We start from the raw sequence: 16,859 nt of genomic DNA, 5'->3' as shown, positions 1-16,859 counted from the left end.
GCGCATCATGGGAACCGCACTCAGCGTTGCTAACACGTTGGCTATTATAGTCAGCATAGCGATGGCTGAGCCGCTATGGAAAGTGTAATCGGTGGCAAGTTGCAGATATTGTCTGTACCAAGTGATAGTTGACGTTAACGTAAACATGCTGATATACCCTGTTAACGTCTTTACTGCCGTTACATCCACGGCCAATAACAAACATAACCATCAGGAGCAGAACCATGCCTGTTCGCGAAATACCCATGTATCTCGATGGTCAGCCCGTCATATCGCAAAGCCAGGAGTGGCGTGATGTGGTGAATCCAGCGACGCAGGAGGTCGTCGCCCGTGTTCCCTTCTGTACAGCAGAAGAGGTAGAGCGTGCCATTGCCAGCGCCAAAACCGCGTTTAAAGAGTGGCGTAAGGTGCCGCTTGGCAAGCGGATGCGCATTATGCTGAAACTGCAGGCTCTGATTCGTGAGCATACCGCTGAACTAGCTGCGTTGATCACTGAAGAGCACGGTAAAACACTGCCCGATGCTGAAGGCGAGGTGGGGCGCGGCCTGGAAGTGGTTGAGCATGCCTGCTCGATTACCTCGTTGCAGCTTGGTGAGCTTGCCGAGAATGCCGCTAACGAAGTCGATGTTTACACCATGCACCAGCCGTTGGGGGTGGGCGCCGGCATTACGGCATTCAACTTCCCGATTATGTTGCCCTGCTTTATGTTCCCACTGGCGATTGCCACCGGTAACACCTTTGTGCTGAAACCTTCTGAACAGGACCCCAGTTCCACCATGCGGTTGGTGGAGCTGGCACATGAGGCGGGCATTCCCGCTGGGGTGTTAAACGTTGTACACGGTGGCCCGGATGTGGCGAATCAGATTGCCGATCACCAGGATATTAAAGCGCTCTCCTTTATTGGCTCGACCCATGTGGGATCGCTGCTATACAACCGTGCTGCCGCCGCTGGCAAACGTATGCAGGCCATGATGGGAGCCAAAAATCATTGTGTCGTGATGCCGGATGCCAATCGCAGCCAGGCAATAGACAGCCTGCTGGGGTCCGCATTTGGCGCCGCAGGCCAGCGTTGTATGGCGAACTCGGTGGTGGTGCTGGTAGGCGGAGCACGTGAGTGGCTGAAAGATATTGAACAGGGTGCCCGTAGCATGAAAGTGGGGCCTGGTTCCCAGCGTGATGCGGACCTGGGGCCACTGGTATCGCCCCAGGCTAAAGAGCGGGTAGAGCGTTTAATTACCACAGGGGAAAAAGAGGGGGCCAAGCTGCTGGTAGATGGTCGTGGCTACACCGTTGAGGGTTACCCAGAGGGTAACTTTGTTGGGCCAACTCTGTTTGCCGATGTAACGGCTGACATGACTGTCTATCGGGAAGAGATTTTCGGCCCGGTGCTTTGCGTGGTGAGTGTGGAAACGCTGGATGAAGCGATAGCTTTTATTAATGCCAACCCGAACGGTAACGGCACTTCGATTTTTACCAATTCCGGCTGGGTGGCGCGGCGTTTTGAAACCGATATTGATGTTGGCCAAATTGGTATCAATGTCCCGATTCCCGTACCGGTCGCGTATTTCAGTTTCACCGGATCACGTGCTTCCAAACTTGGCGACCTTGGTCCTAACGGCAAACAGGCGATTGCCTTCTGGACACAAACCAAAACGGTGACTGCCCGCTGGTTTGAGCCTGAAAACGTCTCAAGTGGTATCAATAGCACTATTTCGTTGAGCTGAAACGATCAAGCCCCGCTTAGCGGGGCCCAGGTTGATGACAAACCCTTTTCCCCGCTTCTTGGCATAGTACCGAGTAACTCGTAGCGGGGGGCTTTCGCCAGGGCCGGAAGATAGTTCCCGACTTTTCCGGCATTTCCGCCATCCATGGCGGTCAGATGGCGAAAGTAGCGCCCACGGATGGGTTAACAGCGCCCCTGCATAGGGTTACTCGAGGCCGCTTATCTACTTTGTCAGCAGTCTCGCTTGAGTATGTCGGTCGGACTGGCTAGAAGTTATCAAAAAGTGGCAGGCTTTGCTCAAATAGCTGTTCAATAGGGCCCAGTTGGCTCTCGTGCAGTACTAAAAGAGAGGGAGTATCTTTCGCATGCTCACGCAACGGAACCAGCAGAGCGAACTCACCCTCTTCCAGGTGGAATTCGTGAATTTCGCGCAGCCCATGAGGGGTCTCACACTGGGAACAGCGGTAGGTATCATCCTCTCCGTAGACCAGGCGATGATACATTTTAAACAGTGTATAGAGTGCCAGGCCGCCTTCAAAGGCGGGCCAACGCGCTGGTGTTTCGCGAATATCGTCCGTTAAAGCTTTACCGTCTGCCTTGGCATCAGCGATGGCATCGGCGAGGGGAGTGGCAAGAATGGCGGAGGCATCGGCAGGCAGTGGCTTGTTCTGACGTGTGGCCTGTTCAAAATCGCTAACGGCAGAACGGAAATCATCCAGGGATTTAAGCGTGTAATCAACGTGCTGTAAGTCTTCTGGCTCACACCCACCGTTTTCCCAGCCATGAATAACGCGCAGTGTGACCTGGTTACGGGCCATGGAGCGTGCCAGAAGCATGTGGAGCATCGTGCGGATGTGCATTTGACGTTCATCTGCATCATTGTCAAAGGCATGGTACGGGTCAGCAAAAAGTTCGTGTAGTCGACCCCGTGTGTGCTCTCTGGCTTCGGCATATTGCATAGCAGTTTTCCTTTGGGCGAGCCGTTTTAAATAATCAGTGCTCGATTTTTACGCTTTATTAATTAAGAGTATGGCGAGCGTTGACCGTTAATGAAAGTCACTTTGCTGAGTATTTTGTGACTGGTCAATTAAACCGCGTAGTGTGTTTCTGAAAACATAACAAGAATGGTGTGAATATGTCTTCTTTAATAAGCCGTTTTAGTGTTCCCAATTCGCTGAATGAACTACCTGATGATATTCGCAACTCAATATTGAAAGTCCAGGAAAAAGCGGGCTTTGTGCCTAATGTGTTCTTGGTGCTGGCTCATCGTCCTGATGAGTTTCGTGCTTTTTTTGCCTATCACGATGCATTGATGGAGCGGGAGTCCGATACGCTCACCAAAGCAGAAAAAGAGATGATCGTTGTGGCTACAAGTGCGCGCAACCACTGCCTATATTGTGTGGTTGCCCACGGGGCGCTGGTGCGGATCTATAGCAAAGACCCGCTATTGGCAGATAATGTCGCCATTAATCACCGCGTTGCGGATCTTAGTGAACGTCATCGGCTGATGCTTGATTTTGCTTTACATTGTGCCATTGATATTGGGGAATTCTGTTTAGCCTGGCAGGAGCGCATGGAGAGCGCTGGTTTTACGCTGGAGGATTGTTGGGATATAGGTGCCATTGCTGCATTTTTTGGTATGTCTAACCGCTTGGTCACCATGGCGGGGACACTACCCAACCCGGAGTTTTATTTGATGGGACGGCAGCCCCGCGCGGATATGTCAGGTGCTTCTTAATCTTTACTAAGGCGCTGTTTTCAAGGAGGATAGCGCCTTCATTCACTTGTCGCCAGGGGAGCCCTCACAAAGGGCTGAGAATGCAGTCTTTGCAGACCCTGGAACCTGATCCGGTTCATACCGGCGGAGGAAGTGCGACATGCCGTACCTAACGTCAGCTGTGCTTGGCGCAGCGCTCTGCTGTTTTGCATTTTTAGGCCTGCGAGCCCGTTTCGTGAATGGGTCGCTGGATGATTATGTCACCGCGCGTAACTCCCAAACGGCTTCTACCCTGGGGCTTTCGTTTCTGGCATCGGGCATGGGGGCGTGGATTCTGTTTGCACCGCCGGAAATAGGTGCTTTTGCCGGCCCTATAGCGCTATTGGGATACGCATTGGGGTCTGCACTGCCATTTATTGTGTTGGGCTTGTATGGGCCGAAAATTCGTCGCGCTCTACCTGAAGGCCGTAGCATCGCTGAGTTTGCCCAGGCGTGTTATGGCACCGGGGTGCGCCGCTGGGTCTCATGGGTATCGGTGGCCTATATGGCTTGCTTTCTGGCTGCGGAACTGACAGCCATTGGCGCGATTACCGCACTATTGTCTGAAGTGCCCCCCGCACTGGTCATTATAGGTGTCGCACTCACGACCCTGGTTTACACCGCGATAGGTGGATTACGCGCAAGCCTTGCCACTGACCGCTGGCAGGCATGGCTGTTATTGGCGCTTCTGTTAGCTGTGGCAACCGCCACTGTCTGGCGTCTACCGACGTTTCCCAGTGATGCAGTGATGCCCTCTTTGCCGGTAGCAGGCTCATTGAGTGTCGCGTTAACCCTGGTGATTGCTGTCACGGCAGCCAATTTGTTTCATCAAGGGTACTGGCAACGTGTGTGGGCTGCCCAGGATAACCAGAGCCTGGGCCGGGGGGCATGGCTTGGTGGTGGTATGACCATGCTGGTCGTCATGGTGATTGGTGGTGTAGGGATAATGGCGGCGATGAGTGGTGTTGCATTGGGAGAGCCGCCAATGCCCTTTTTTGCGCTACTTGGTAATGCGCCGGTATGGGTCACTTTGCCCGCGCTAGTTCTCGCGGTGACATTAGTGACCTCCAGCGTGGATACGCTGCAAAACGGCATTGCATCGCTATGGGTGGGGCGTGGCGAGCATCAGCATGAATCGCTAACGAAAGCCCGCTGGTTGACGGTGGCCTTAATGGTGCCGGTAATATTGGTTGCGTTACAGGGATTATCTGTCCTGCGCTTGTTTTTAATTGCAGATTTGCTGTGTGCGGCAATCGTCGTGCCCATACTGCTGGGGCTTTGGCAGCGCATGACGCCGATGGCGGCGGTGGGTGGTGGCGTGGCAGGGCTTGTGGGAGCGGTGCTACCTGGCTGGTTGAGTCAGGGAGATATAGTGGCGGGTGTGGTCGCCGCCAGCTTTCCAGGCGGTATTCCCACGCTGGGGCCTTTCCTTGGGGCGCTGGTAGCCTCTACCCTGGTGAGTATCACGTTGGCCTATCTAACAACAACTCAGGCTGGTAAGCGTTAGGTAATCACTCACATCATATGAGAGATGCATATTAATGTTAGGCGTGTCTGTGGCATTCTCTGTGTCGACCAACGACTTGCAATAAAACCTGGGAGCTACACCATGGCCGTTATGATATTGGGTCTGCTGATATTTCTTGGCAGTCACTCTGTACGTATTTTTGCTGAAAACTGGCGTCAACAACAGATCGCCAAACTGGGTCAAAATACCTGGAAGCTGGCGTTTTCTGTCGTATCAGTGATTGGTTTGGCAATCGCTATTTATGGTTTCGGACAAATGCGTTTAAACCCTGTTTACGTCTGGTTTCCGCCCATAGGGTTGCGCCACGCGGTGGCGTTGCTGATGTTGCCCGCCTTCATCATGCTGGTGGCGGCCTACGTGCCGGGTAATGCTATCAAGGCGAAGCTTGGTCACCCGATGATGCTGGCCGTCAAAGTCTGGGCGCTTGCTCACCTACTGGTGAATGGGCGGCTTGGGGATATCATCTTTTTTGCAGCCTTTTTGGTATGGGCCATCCTGGCGTTTAAAACTGCCAAAAAACGTGACCGGCTTAATCCCCCGATTGTTGTGGCTACCTCAATACCGGCAACGGTTACTACCGTGGTCATCGGCCTTGGCGCTTATGTCCTGTTTGCTTTCTATCTGCACACGCTGATCATCGGCGTACCGGTATTTGGCTAATAGCAGTCAAAAAGCACCCCTGAACGGCGGTAACGTGTCATGCGTTGCCGCCGTTACTGTTATATGGCTTGAGGCTCGCCAAAAGTTTGCTAATGTCGGGCAAGTTCATCATGTATCGGAATAAGGAGCCAGGCCATGGCCGAAACCGCCTCCAGGATACCCTCTACGATGTCTGCCATGTTATTAACCGGGCACGGCGATATCGAGAAGCTGCAGTATCGTCAGGATGTGCCAACTCCTCAGCCAGGGGCAGGGCAGGTGCTGGTTCAGGTAACCGCAACGGCGAAAAACAACACGGATCGCAAGGCCCGTGAGGGGCTGTATCCCACAAAAGGCAAGGATGAAGTGACCTCCTTTGCCATGGGGGGAGCGCCCACGCTCACGTTCCCACGTATTCAGGGGGCTGATGTGGCCGGGCGGGTGGTGGAGGTAGGAGAGGGTGTGGACAGTGCCCGTATTGGCGAGCGTGGCCTGCTGGATTTCAATATTTATGCTGATCAGCGCCGGGATATCAACCTGACCCCAGACTATTACGGCCACGGGGCCGATGGCGGTTATGCTGAGTATATTGTTGTGCCATCGGACCAGTTCCACCACGTCCCTAACCCTGAACTGCAGGATGCTGAACTTGCTGCGCTGGGCATGTGCTCATATCAAACGGCCTACCATATGATGACATCGGCCAGTATCGGTGCCGGTGAGCGGGTATTGGTTAGTGGTGCCAGTGGTGGTGTGGGGACGGCATTAATTCAGCTATGCCGAATTATCGGTGCTATTCCCTATGCGGTTAGCCAGCCCGATAAAGCCGATGCCCTATTGGCATTGGGTGCCGAAGCCGTGATTGACCGGGGTGATCTACCCACTTTTGTTGACCGTGTATTAGCCACAACCGGTGGGCAGCCAATGGATGCGGTGATGGACTTGGTTGGGGGGGAAATGACAGACCTGTTTATCGACACCATGATTGTTGATATGCAACACCGTAAGACCTATCCCCGGCTCTCCATTGCAGGTGCCAGTGGCGGTAATATCAGTGAAATCATGTGGACCAGGATCTACCTCTATCAGGTGCAGATCTTTGGTGTTTCCCACGGTACCCGTGAAGAGGCCGAACAACTCATCGCCTGGATCCGCAGTGGTGAATTAAAGCCAGTGCTACATGCCGCTTTCAAGCTTTCTGAATTGCACACTGCTGAGCGCTACTTCGTTAATCGAGATAGCAACTACCTTGGTAAAATCGTGATTGTTCCTGATGCGCAGTGGGCATCCCACGGTGCTCCTTTGGCCCTGACGACTTAGGATCAGCGCTTGTGAAAAACATCCATACGATTCAACTGCTGGATACCCATGCGGGTGGCGATGTCAGCCGTATCGTCACCGGTGGTATTGATATACTGCCTGGGGCCACTGTGCGGGAGCAAATGGAGTACCTGCGCGATGATGCCGATGGGTTACGCCGGTTACTGCTGGAAGAGCCCTATGGTATTCCTGAAATGTCGGTAGACCTTCTGGTGCCCGCGACCCATCCTGATGCGGTGGCGGGGTATATCATCATGGAAGTCATGGGATACCCGATCTATTCGGGGTCCAACACACTGTGTACCGCTACCGCTGTATTGGAAACAGGCATTGTTCCCAAACAAGAGGGTATTCAGCGCTTTACGCTGGAAGCCCCGGCGGGGTTAGTGCGAATCGAGGCGAGAGTGCGCGATGGTGTTGTGGAGTCGGTGACCTGTGAAGGCCTGCCCTCTTACATCGACACTTATCGAGATACTATTCAAGTACCTGGCATTGGTACGGTTACTTACTCCGTTGCCTATAGCGGTGGCTTTTATGCGCTGGTAGAGGCGGAGGAACTGGGGTTTAAACTGGTACGGAATGAAGAGCAGGCCCTGGCCGCCTGTGCTCATAAAATTGTTGAGGCAATTCAGGCCCAGCGGGGCTTTTCCCACTACACCCTTGGGGATGTGGGGCCACTGCCCTTCCTGCACTTTATGGGGCCGGAAGAGCGGGTTGCCGAAGGCTATATACGCTCACGTTCAACCACCTATGTGCATCCAGGAGTCATTTGCCGCAGTACCACCGGCACCGGTACCTCGGCGCGGCTGGCGCTAATGAAGTACGAAGGCCGACTTGATATAGGCGATAAGCTGGAAACAGTATCGCTACGTGAGACGGGCTTTATCGGTACCTTTACCGGTACCCATCAGGAGGGGGCCTATCAGGTGGTCGATAACACCATTACGGGGAGAAGCTATGTGCTGGCGGAATCAAGCATTGTGATTAACTGCGACGACCCGATGGTTGCTTGCGGAGAGCTGCACCATATTTTGAGTGATCGGCATGGAAAACAGCCGTAAGTCCTATCAGTTGGGCACTTTAACGTAACCTTCGCGCTCAAGCCTTTTCCATACCGGGGCCTTCTCAGCCTCGGTCAGGCGGCCCCAGCAGGCAATTTCTTCCAGGGTGCGGCCACAGCCATGGCAAAGCGATGAATCTGGTTCAATCCGGCATACCTGAACACAGGGGGATATAGGGCGGGGGGTACTCGACATTGTCACCTGTTTTATGCAACTGGCCGGAAAAAAGGCAGATTCATGTGTTTGCTAAAGGGATACCTTGCCACGCAGCGACTTGATTTTGCCTTTACGGGTTTTATGGTCAACCCGGCGGCGCTGGGAGCCTTTGGTTGGCTTGGTGGGGCGGCGCGCTTTGGGCTGAACGGCTGCACGTTGGATAAGTGCTTTTAACCGTGCCAGCGCATCCTCTTTATTAAGTTCCAGTGTACGATAGCTCTGGGCTTTGATGATCACCACACCCTCTTTGCTGATGCGCTGGTCAGAGAGAGCCATTAAACGTGCTTTATATACCGGCGGCAGGGTAGAGCTTTGAATATCGAAGCGTAAATGAACCGCAGAGGCGACTTTATTTACGTTCTGGCCGCCTGCACCTTGGGCGCGAATCTGGCTGATATCAATTTCCCAATCCGCCAGCGTAACGCTGTTTGAGATAGTGAGCATTCAGTTCCTCTGTGTCACAGGTAGGTGATAAGGCTAGCACAGATGACACAGAGGCGGGGCTGTCGACGATGTTTAGCTGGCCAGGTTTGCTACCGGCTGCCCCTCTGCAAACGCCAGCAGATTACGGAAGGCATCACCAAAGTAGAGTTCGTAACTATCTTTTTCCACATAGCCCAAATGGGGGGTGGCGGTAAGGTTGGGGAGTGCCAGTAGTGCATGTGAGGTGACCGGCTCTTCATCGAAAACATCCACCGCTGCCTGCCCCGGCCGGCCTGCTTTCAGCGCTGCCTCTAACGCGCCGGGCGCCAACAGTTGTGAGCGGCTGGTGTTGACCAGCAGCGCAGAGGGTTTCATCAGGCCCAGTAGCGATGCACCGACAAGACCACGGGTATCGTCATTCAGGCGCACATGCAGGCTGAGTACATCAGCTTGTTCGAAGAGCGCTTCCGCGCTTTGCGCCACCGTTAGCCCAGCCTCCGCTGCGCGCTGGCGGGTACCTTCACGCCCCCACACCAGCACCTTCATTTCAAACGCCTGACCATAGCGCGCCACCAGGCTACCAATCTTGCCGTAGCCAAAAATACCCAGTGTGCGGCCTTTTAGCCCGGTGCCCAGCGTGCACTGCCAGCGGCCCGCTTTCAGGTTGTTTACCTCTTCGGGTATATGGCGCATGGCGGCCAATATCAGACCCCAGGTCAACTCTGCCGCCGCATAGGGCGAGCCCTTGCCAGCCATTACCGTTACACCATGCTGTTGGCAGGCCGCGATATCCACATGGGCAGCACCGCCGCCAGTCTGGCTAATCACTTTCAGTTTTGGCAAACGTTTTAGCAGCGAGTCGGTAATCGGCGTTCGTTCGCGAATCAGCACCAGTGCTTCCGCATCTTTAAAGCGTTCGGCCAGCTCATCCAGGTCGGTGACGGTATCGTTATAAACCGTTACATCATGGCCCTCTAACTGGCTGAAGGCGTCTAAATGGCGTACACAGTCCTGGTAGTCATCGGGAATCACAATCTTCATTGGGCGGTTTCCTTGCTGGGCAATACAGCCTCTGCGGTGTGAGTGCGTTGGGAATAATACTGCCATGCAAACAGCCCCGCGATAAGCGCAATCCCGCCAATGTCGGTAATCCATTGCCCGTTAATCAGCATTAAGGCTGCGCACAGCAGTAGTGCCCGCTCTAGCCAGTTACATGGCCGCACCAGGAAGCCGATGGTGGAAGCCGCCAGCGCAATAATACCCAGTATCCCTGAGCCAACCGCCAGAGCAATTTCCAGCGCGGTTCCATTGCCCAGCAGTGGCGGATGATAGATGAACATAAAAGGAATCAAGAAGCCGCCAAGAGATATCTTGGTCGCTGTCAGTGCGGTTTTAAACCAGTGTGATCCCGCGATGGCCCCTCCGATATAAGCCGCTAGCGCAACAGGTGGCGTGACACCGGAAAGAATGGCGAAGTAAAGAATAAACAAGTGGGCAGACAGGCTAGGCAGGCCTGCTTCTATAAAAGCAGCAGCAACGACCGATGCAGCCAGCATATAGGCAGCAACGGTGGGTAAGCCCATGCCCAGAATAATGGCGACCACCATGGCCAGCAGCAAGGTAATTAATACATCGCCACCACTGACAATTAAAATAACCGACGAGACTTTAAGGCCTAAGCCGGTAAGGCTAATCACCGAGGCAATAATCGCCACACTACCAATGATCACGGCAATCATGGCAGCTGTCATTGCACCAGCCTCAAGGGCGGCAGGAATGGATTTTAAGCGATCCATAAAGGTGCCAGGGCTGCGCCATGAAAAGAGGTAGATCAGCAGGGCGGTAAAATAGGCTGCAACGGCTGCGGTGGTCGGGGTGTAGCGGAGTACCAGCATCGTTACCAGTACAATAATGGGTAACAGCAGCGTCTCAATATTGAATAAACCTTCACGCAGGCTCGGGCGCTGATTTTTAGGAAGCGGATTAAGCCCTAAGCGTTTTGCCTCAAAATGAACGCTCATCCATATGGCGAGATAGAACAGCAGGGCGGGGATTAACGCAGCAGCAATAATGTCCAGATAACTGACGGATATTACATCTGCCATAACGAATGCAGCAGCTCCCATGATGGGCGGTAAAATCTGGCCTCCCGTAGAGGCGGATGCCTCGGTAGCAGCGGCAAAGCGTGGGCTGTAACCACTCTTTTTCATGAGCGGAATCGTAAACACACCTGTCGTGGCAACGTTGGCAGCGGTACTACCGCTGATGCTGCCAAACAGAGCGCTACAAAGCGTTGCTGCTTTTGCAGGGCCGCCGGCCATACGACCGGTCAATGCGTTCGACAGGCGCATGAAGGTATCACCGCCGCCGGTAGTGACCAGCAAGGCGCCGAACATAATAAACACTACAATCACCGTTGATGAGGTGCGCATCAAGCTGCCATAAATACCCGTGGGGCTCATATAAAAGGTGGCAACCAGGTCTGCCCACCCGAAACCGCCATGCCCCCACACGCCGGGTAATGCATCCCCGAAATAGGCATAGGCAAGTGCGATCAGTACTAAAATAGGAAAGGCAAGGCCAATGGCACGGCGGCAGGCCTCCAGCAATAGCACTATGGCCAGAAAACCAAACACCAGATCATAGGTGGTGGGCATCAAATAGCCGAGCTGATAAATAATGCGATCAAACTGCATGATGTAGTAGGCACTGACGGCCACTGCCAATACGACCGGCAGTACGTCGTACCATGGCAGGCGCTGGTTATCTTTACTCCGGCATGCATAGGCAAGAAAGATCAGTGGTAGGGCAAACAGCAGGTGAATGGCATTCTGGGTATTCACCGCACCGGTAATGGCCGCGTAGAGATGGAAGACCGCCATGGCCACGGCGATTGACCGCATTACAATAAACCAGAAGCCTGTCAACTGGCGCTTACCTGAGTCTTCTGAATATTTTTCAACTACTTTGTTGCTTTCAGGAGTGTCCATCGGATGGCTCCCACGCCGCATCATTACGAACCGTTATGAACAGCGTGTCGTCATTGGCTAATAATATCGTTCCTTCCCGCAGGGCTTGCGGGAAGGAACCGTTTTTATAATTAACGTGCTTCGGGAGGAATGATGTCGTCAGGGATCTCAAGACCAACTTCTTGATAGTAACGCAGCGCCCCTGTATGCAGCGGGAAGGTGGCGTTATCAATGACATCCTGAGGTGTCATGCCCTGTGCGGGAGCGAAAGATGATTCCACCTGATCATGGTTCTCCCAGTAGGCTTTTGTGATGTTGTAGACGATATCGTCATCCAGCGTACTGTTGGCTGATACTCCCATGTAGATACCCAGAGAGATTGCCTCATCCATACCGCGGTAGGTGTTCGTAGGGATCACCGAGGGGGCCAGAAAGGGCAGCTCCTGAGTCACGGTTTCAAGCTGCTCTTCGGAGAGCGAGAGCAACTGCAACGGGCGTGAAGAGTGCACTTCAGTAAAGGCCGGAATAGGGGGTATGCCGTTGTAGCTAAAGCCAACTAAACGGCCATCAATAACACCTTCGGCTGCATCGTCGATGCGCATACGCTGAAAATCGGGTTCAACTCCCAAAATATCGAAGACCAACTCCGTGATGTACTCACCACCACCGCCAATGCTGCTGGGGTTAAAGCGTTTGCCCGCGAGGTCTTCAAAGCTATTAATGTCAGAGTCCTGGCGCACCGCCCAGTGCATGGTAGAGGGCGCTATCCAGTAAATCAGGCGCACATTTTCGTTGGGTGTTGCTTCAAAACGACCGGTACCGTTGTACTGCTCATAGCCAACCAGGGCTTCGGTGAACGCCAGGTCTAGTTCGTTGCGCCCCAGACGAATCGCGTTTTCACGGGTGCCGCCGGTTTCCCGTACGGTGATTTCATAAGGTGTATTGGCGCTGATCACGCGCGCGCCCTCTGAAATTCCAAAAAACCAACCGGTACCTGTTGGAACCGCACCGATATTAAGGGCCTGCTGGGCATGGGCACCCGTACTGGCTAATGCCCCAATAGCGAGCAGAGAGGCCGGAATGAGGAGACGTGTTTTTTGAGCGAAGGAAATCATTGTTGTTACCTCAAGCATTGGAATGCTTTTATTGTCATGGAATATACGATGTTGCTTATGTGCTGGAGGCTAGCGCCACCTTGTTATTGTGCTGATATGGCTTAGGCAATTGTGTCACATAGCCCTCTCCACTCTATTGATACCCGTTGTCAGCGCATTTGGGTATTAGTGATTGATGAGCCTGCTTTCGCCAAATGAGAAGGCAGGGGTGGTATGTTCCGCTAAATCGGTGTTGCCCTGATATGAACAGAAGGCTCTGGTAGCGCTGTTTCGCTATTTGTTTTTCCTGATGATTCAAGTAGATGATCAATAAATAGCCGAGCGGCCATAGGCATGCGGTCAATGCTGTTAACGTAAATGCAGAGTGGGCGCCTAGCCCAGGTATCGCGTATTGGCAGTACTCGTACCTGCAGGCCACCAACATACTGTCGAATGGCTCCGCGGGGCACAACGCCAATTCCCAGCCCTGCTTGCACCATCAGGCACAGGGCGTCATAGCTGGTCACCTGTATACGCAGCCGTAACGGCCGGTTGGCCAAACTGGCAGCTTTAAGCAGTTGTAAGTTAATCGCGCTGGAGGAGTGCAGGCCTACGTAGGCATGTTCAAGGCTCTGCCGAAAATCGATTGCCTCCAGGTGAGCCAAAGGGTGGTTCAGCGGTGTAACCAGCACCAGTTCATCGGTGTGGTAGGGCAGTTCTGCCAAATCGTAACCGTGGGGAAGTTTGGCGCAGATCCCAATATCGGCGCCATTGGCGATAATTTCACGGGTAATCACCGGGCTGACCTTTTCTTCAAGCTGTACACCTATATCCGGGTGTTTCTCAAAAAATGATTGGGTTTCTCCCGGCAAGTACTGCGTAATGGCCGACATGTTGGCAAAAATACGCACAATGCCCCGCTCACCACTGGTGTAGTCGCGCATTTGAAGATCCAGGTCTTCCAGGTTGTGCAGTACACCTCGCGATAAATGCAGCAGAGCATTACCGGCAGGGGTGAGTTCAACTCCACGATTGTTGCGCCGCAGTAGCGGTGTACTGAAGTGTGCTTCCAACTCGCTCAAGCGCTTGCTTACTGCCGAGGTGGCAATAAATTCCGCATCAGCTGCGCCGGTAATGGTGCCTAGCTCGGCCACCCGGACGAAAAGCCGCAATGAGGTAGGGTCTAGCTTCATATTGGCCTCCTGGATCAAGCAAGCCTGGCGGTTTTTAAAAAGTTGTATGCAACTAGGCTCGATTTTTGACAAATGTAGGCCTATATTGGCCGTAAAAGCAATAAATCGTACACAATAAGGCTTTCAACCTTAGTCGGAGTTAACCACCCAAATGCCTCGTTGAGGGGGCTTGGGTTGCTGGAGTATGGCCATGACGGCAGCCGATCGCGTTTATCAAATCATTAAGCAGCGCATCTTGAATGGCTGGTATACCGCAGGTAGTTATGTGCGTGAGGCCGCGATTGGGGAGGAGCTGGATTACAGCCGTACCCCTATCCGGGAAGCGCTACGACGACTTGTTTCTGATGGGTGGGTAGAGGCGATACCGCACCATGGCGCCAGAGTGGTTGGGTGGACACAGCAAGACGTTGAAGAGGTATTTGAGCTTCGTGTGCTGCTTGAACCCCAGGTGGTTCGGCGGGCAGCAAAGCGCATTCATGAGTCGCAACTGGGGCGATTAAATGACCTGGCGAATCAGATGGAGGCACTGTGTCAACGAAGTGACGAAGAGGCTGTTGACCAGATAGCGTTGCTAAATAACCAGTTTCATGCTGAGTTAGTGGCTGCTGCTGAAAGCCCTCGATTACAGCGTTTGCTGGAAACCATCGTACAGGTGCCGGTTTCGCGCCGCAGTTTTCATCATTACACCCGTGAAGAGCTGCTCTCAAGTATGCAGCACCATCGGGAAATTATCCGCGCACTTATCCTCCAGGAAGGTGAATGGGCCGCTGCCATTATGCGTGCCCACATACTGGCGGCAAGAACTGCCCAGATGCGCCAAAACAAACATGGCAATTGCTCCAATGCCGCGCGTTCTGCTGTTCGTTAGCGATTAATGGCGTAGAAGCAAGGCTCTTCCAACGATAATAACAAGCTCAGGATCTACCAATGACTGTTTCTTCCTCTTCCCCTTCACTCAACCTGTCACAAAAACTGCTTCAGGCTCATCTCGTTCAGGGCGATATGACCCCCGGCAATGAAATCGCGCTGCGTATGGATCAAGCGTTGCTTCAGGATGTATTAGGCACGCTCGTTATGCTCGAACTGGAAGCTATGGGGCTTGAACGGGTGCATACCCAACCGAGCGTTCAATACATTGATCATGGCCTGGTGCAGGCAGATAACCTTAATGCGGATACTTACCTGTTCCTCAAAAGTGCCTGCGAACGCTTTGGCGTGTGGTACTCGGGGCCAGGCAACGGTATCAGCCACCCGGTCCATATGGAACGCTTTGGCGTGCCTGGGCAGTCAATTGTCGGTTGCGATAGCCACACAACAGCAGCGGGCGCGTTGGGGATGCTGGCAATAGGAGCCGGTGGTATTGAAGTTGCCATGGCGATGGCAGGTGAGCCACTCTATATCACCATGCCGCGTGTGTGGGGGGTACGGTTGGAAGGCGAGTTGCCAGACTGGGTCTCGGCAAAAGATGTAGTGCTTGAATTGTTGCGCCGCCATGGTGTGTCGGGAGGTAAAAACTGCATTCTTGAATACTATGGACCAGGGTTGGCAGGGCTATCAGCGATGGATCGCCACGTTATTGCCAATATGGGCACTGAAATGGGAGCCACGGCCAGTATTTTTCCCAGTGATGAGACAACGCGAACGTTTCTGGCGGCCAGAGGGCGTGAGGCAGACTGGCAACCTTTGGCAGCCGATGTCGGATGTACCTATGACGTAGAGGAAGTGATTGATTTATCGACGCTTGTACCATTGATCGCGTTGCCATCCAGCCCGGATAAGGTCGTGCCGGTAAGCGACGTGGCTGGCCAGCCATTGCATCAGGCTTATATCGGTTCATCAGGCAATCCCGGTTACCGGGACTTTGCTGTGGTTTCCAGCATGGTTAAGGGGCGTACGGTGGCAGAGGGAGTATCACTGGATATTAATCCCTCCACCAGACAGGTGCTTTCTACTCTGATCCGGGATGGGTATCTGGGGGAGTTAGTTGCCAGCGGCGCGCGCTTGCATCAGGCAGGCTGCAATGGCTGTATTGGCATGGGGCAGGCCCCCGCTGTTGGCCGTAACAGTCTGCGTACGGTGCCGCGTAACTTTCCTGGCCGCTCGGGCACCAGAGAGGACAGTGTCTTTCTGTGCAGCCCGGAAACCGCAGCAGCGTCCGCACTAAACGGTGTCATCACAGACCCACGCAGTATGCCGATGGCTTACCCCCGCATCAGCGAGCCCGATACCATGGTGATGAACCGTGATGTTTTCACAGCTCCGTTGCCTATTGAGCAGGCGCGCTTAACACCTTTGCAGAAAACCGATAATACCCCAGCGTTGCCTACGATGGCGCCACTGCCGGACTGTCTCGAAATTCCGGTATTGCTGGTGACCGGGGATAATATTTCCACTGATGACATTATGCCCGCAGGTCAGCGGGTCATGCCGTATTGGAGCAGCATTTACGCCTCCGCACCTTTCACTTTTGAGTCGGTTGATTCGACCTATGCTCAGCGCTCGGAAGAGACACGTCTGCTAGGTGGGCACGCCATTGTAGGGGGCTACAATTATGGTCAGGGGTCAAGTCGTGAAAATGCCGCCTTAGTGCCGCGTTACCTGGGACTACAAGCCGTAGTAGCGAAAAGCTTTGCACGTATTCACTGGCAAAATCTCGTCTGCTTTGGTGCGCTGCCTTTAACGTTTATTGATGAGAGGGATGCTGAGCGGTTAACCCTAGGGGACTGTTTGATGATTAACCATCTTCACGATCAACTTGCCAAAGGGCAGACCCTGCAAGCCGAGATTGTTGGCAAGGGCATGCTGGAGTTGCATCATGGGCTAACCGAACGGCAGCGGGAGTTGCTGCGTGTGGGTGGTGTTATCAACCATCTGAAAGCGCGGCAAATATCCGCATAAACACACAGTTGCTAATAACTGTCGGACACCCAGGCAGTT

At 53.6% G+C, this 16,859-nt stretch carries 15 protein-coding genes and 1 riboswitch; of the genes, 8 read left to right on the top strand and 7 right to left on the bottom strand.

The genetic code is table 11. From position 1 onward, the window contains the following. The first annotated feature begins 224 nt into the window (after window positions 1-224). The gene (locus tag HP566_RS03490; RefSeq protein WP_249975877.1) at window positions 225-1,724 is read left to right on the top strand and encodes a CoA-acylating methylmalonate-semialdehyde dehydrogenase; all 1,500 of its coding nucleotides are present in this window, start codon (window positions 225-227) and stop codon (window positions 1,722-1,724) included. A gap of 265 nt (window positions 1,725-1,989) precedes the next feature. Here the strand turns inward: HP566_RS03490 and HP566_RS03485 are convergent, their stop codons facing one another. Continuing rightward, complete coding sequence (locus HP566_RS03485; protein ID WP_249975876.1) at window positions 1,990-2,682, bottom strand: hypothetical protein; 693 nt, start codon at window positions 2,680-2,682, stop codon at window positions 1,990-1,992. 176 nt (window positions 2,683-2,858) lie between these two features. On the opposite strand from HP566_RS03485, the gene HP566_RS03480 reads away from it, so the two are divergent. The 5 genes from HP566_RS03480 (at window position 2,859) to HP566_RS03460 (ending at window position 8,027) form a co-directional block, all read left to right on the top strand. After that, window positions 2,859-3,461, top strand: a complete 603-nt coding sequence (locus tag HP566_RS03480; RefSeq protein WP_249975875.1) for a peroxidase-related enzyme — start codon at window positions 2,859-2,861, stop codon at window positions 3,459-3,461. 44 nt (window positions 3,462-3,505) lie between these two features. Next, a riboswitch (TPP riboswitch) is annotated at window positions 3,506-3,611 on the top strand. Further along, window positions 3,601-4,986 carry a sodium:solute symporter gene (locus HP566_RS03475; protein WP_249975874.1) on the top strand — a complete coding sequence of 462 codons (1,386 nt, stop codon included), beginning with the start codon at window positions 3,601-3,603 and terminating at the stop codon, window positions 4,984-4,986. Its footprint overlaps the riboswitch before it by 11 nt. A 102-nt stretch (window positions 4,987-5,088) precedes the next feature. Then, a complete protein-coding gene (locus tag HP566_RS03470) occupies window positions 5,089-5,667 on the top strand; it encodes an NnrU family protein (protein ID WP_249975873.1) in 579 nt (192 codons plus the stop codon). A gap of 135 nt (window positions 5,668-5,802) precedes the next feature. After that, window positions 5,803-6,966, top strand: coding sequence for an alcohol dehydrogenase catalytic domain-containing protein (locus HP566_RS03465; protein ID WP_249975872.1), 1,164 nt, complete (start codon window positions 5,803-5,805; stop codon window positions 6,964-6,966). Between the two features lie 11 nt (window positions 6,967-6,977). Then, window positions 6,978-8,027 (top strand): proline racemase family protein, encoded by a 1,050-nt coding sequence (locus tag HP566_RS03460; RefSeq protein WP_249975871.1) that lies wholly within the window; start codon window positions 6,978-6,980, stop codon window positions 8,025-8,027. A gap of 6 nt (window positions 8,028-8,033) precedes the next feature. On the opposite strand, the gene HP566_RS03455 is transcribed toward HP566_RS03460, so the two are convergent. From HP566_RS03455 to HP566_RS03430, 6 genes are all read right to left on the bottom strand, one after another. Next, a complete protein-coding gene (locus HP566_RS03455) occupies window positions 8,034-8,222 on the bottom strand; it encodes a DUF1289 domain-containing protein (protein ID WP_249975870.1) in 189 nt (62 codons plus the stop codon). Window positions 8,223-8,273: 51 nt separating this feature from the next. Then, window positions 8,274-8,687, bottom strand: coding sequence for an alternative ribosome rescue aminoacyl-tRNA hydrolase ArfB (gene arfB, locus HP566_RS03450; protein WP_249975869.1), 414 nt, complete (start codon window positions 8,685-8,687; stop codon window positions 8,274-8,276). Between the two features lie 72 nt (window positions 8,688-8,759). Continuing rightward, window positions 8,760-9,707 carry a D-2-hydroxyacid dehydrogenase family protein gene (locus HP566_RS03445; protein ID WP_249975868.1) on the bottom strand — a complete coding sequence of 316 codons (948 nt, stop codon included), beginning with the start codon at window positions 9,705-9,707 and terminating at the stop codon, window positions 8,760-8,762. Continuing rightward, complete coding sequence (locus tag HP566_RS03440; RefSeq protein WP_249975867.1) at window positions 9,704-11,656, bottom strand: TRAP transporter permease; 1,953 nt, start codon at window positions 11,654-11,656, stop codon at window positions 9,704-9,706. The genes HP566_RS03445 and HP566_RS03440 overlap by 4 nt, the downstream gene beginning before the upstream one ends. Before the next feature lie 110 nt (window positions 11,657-11,766). Continuing rightward, on the bottom strand, window positions 11,767-12,750 hold the full coding sequence (locus HP566_RS03435) for a TAXI family TRAP transporter solute-binding subunit (protein WP_249975866.1): 984 nt from the start codon (window positions 12,748-12,750) through the stop codon (window positions 11,767-11,769). Between the two features lie 221 nt (window positions 12,751-12,971). Then, window positions 12,972-13,922: a LysR family transcriptional regulator gene (locus HP566_RS03430; protein ID WP_249975865.1), complete on the bottom strand. Its 951-nt coding sequence runs from the start codon at window positions 13,920-13,922 to the stop codon at window positions 12,972-12,974. Between the two features lie 190 nt (window positions 13,923-14,112). Between HP566_RS03430 and HP566_RS03425 the strand changes: the two genes are divergently transcribed. Both HP566_RS03425 and HP566_RS03420 read left to right on the top strand, forming a co-directional pair. Then, a complete protein-coding gene (locus tag HP566_RS03425; protein WP_249975864.1) occupies window positions 14,113-14,790 on the top strand; it encodes a GntR family transcriptional regulator in 678 nt (225 codons plus the stop codon). A 59-nt stretch (window positions 14,791-14,849) separates the two neighbouring features. Then, window positions 14,850-16,820, top strand: a complete 1,971-nt coding sequence (locus HP566_RS03420) for an aconitate hydratase (protein WP_249975863.1) — start codon at window positions 14,850-14,852, stop codon at window positions 16,818-16,820. The last annotated feature ends 39 nt before the right edge of the window (window positions 16,821-16,859 follow it).

It is taken from the genome of Vreelandella olivaria (assembly GCF_023507745.1).
GTDB lineage: Bacteria > Pseudomonadota > Gammaproteobacteria > Pseudomonadales > Halomonadaceae > Vreelandella > Vreelandella olivaria_A.
The sequence above is the reverse complement of the archived record's forward strand: the minus strand, read 5'-3'. Positions and strand labels throughout refer to the sequence as shown.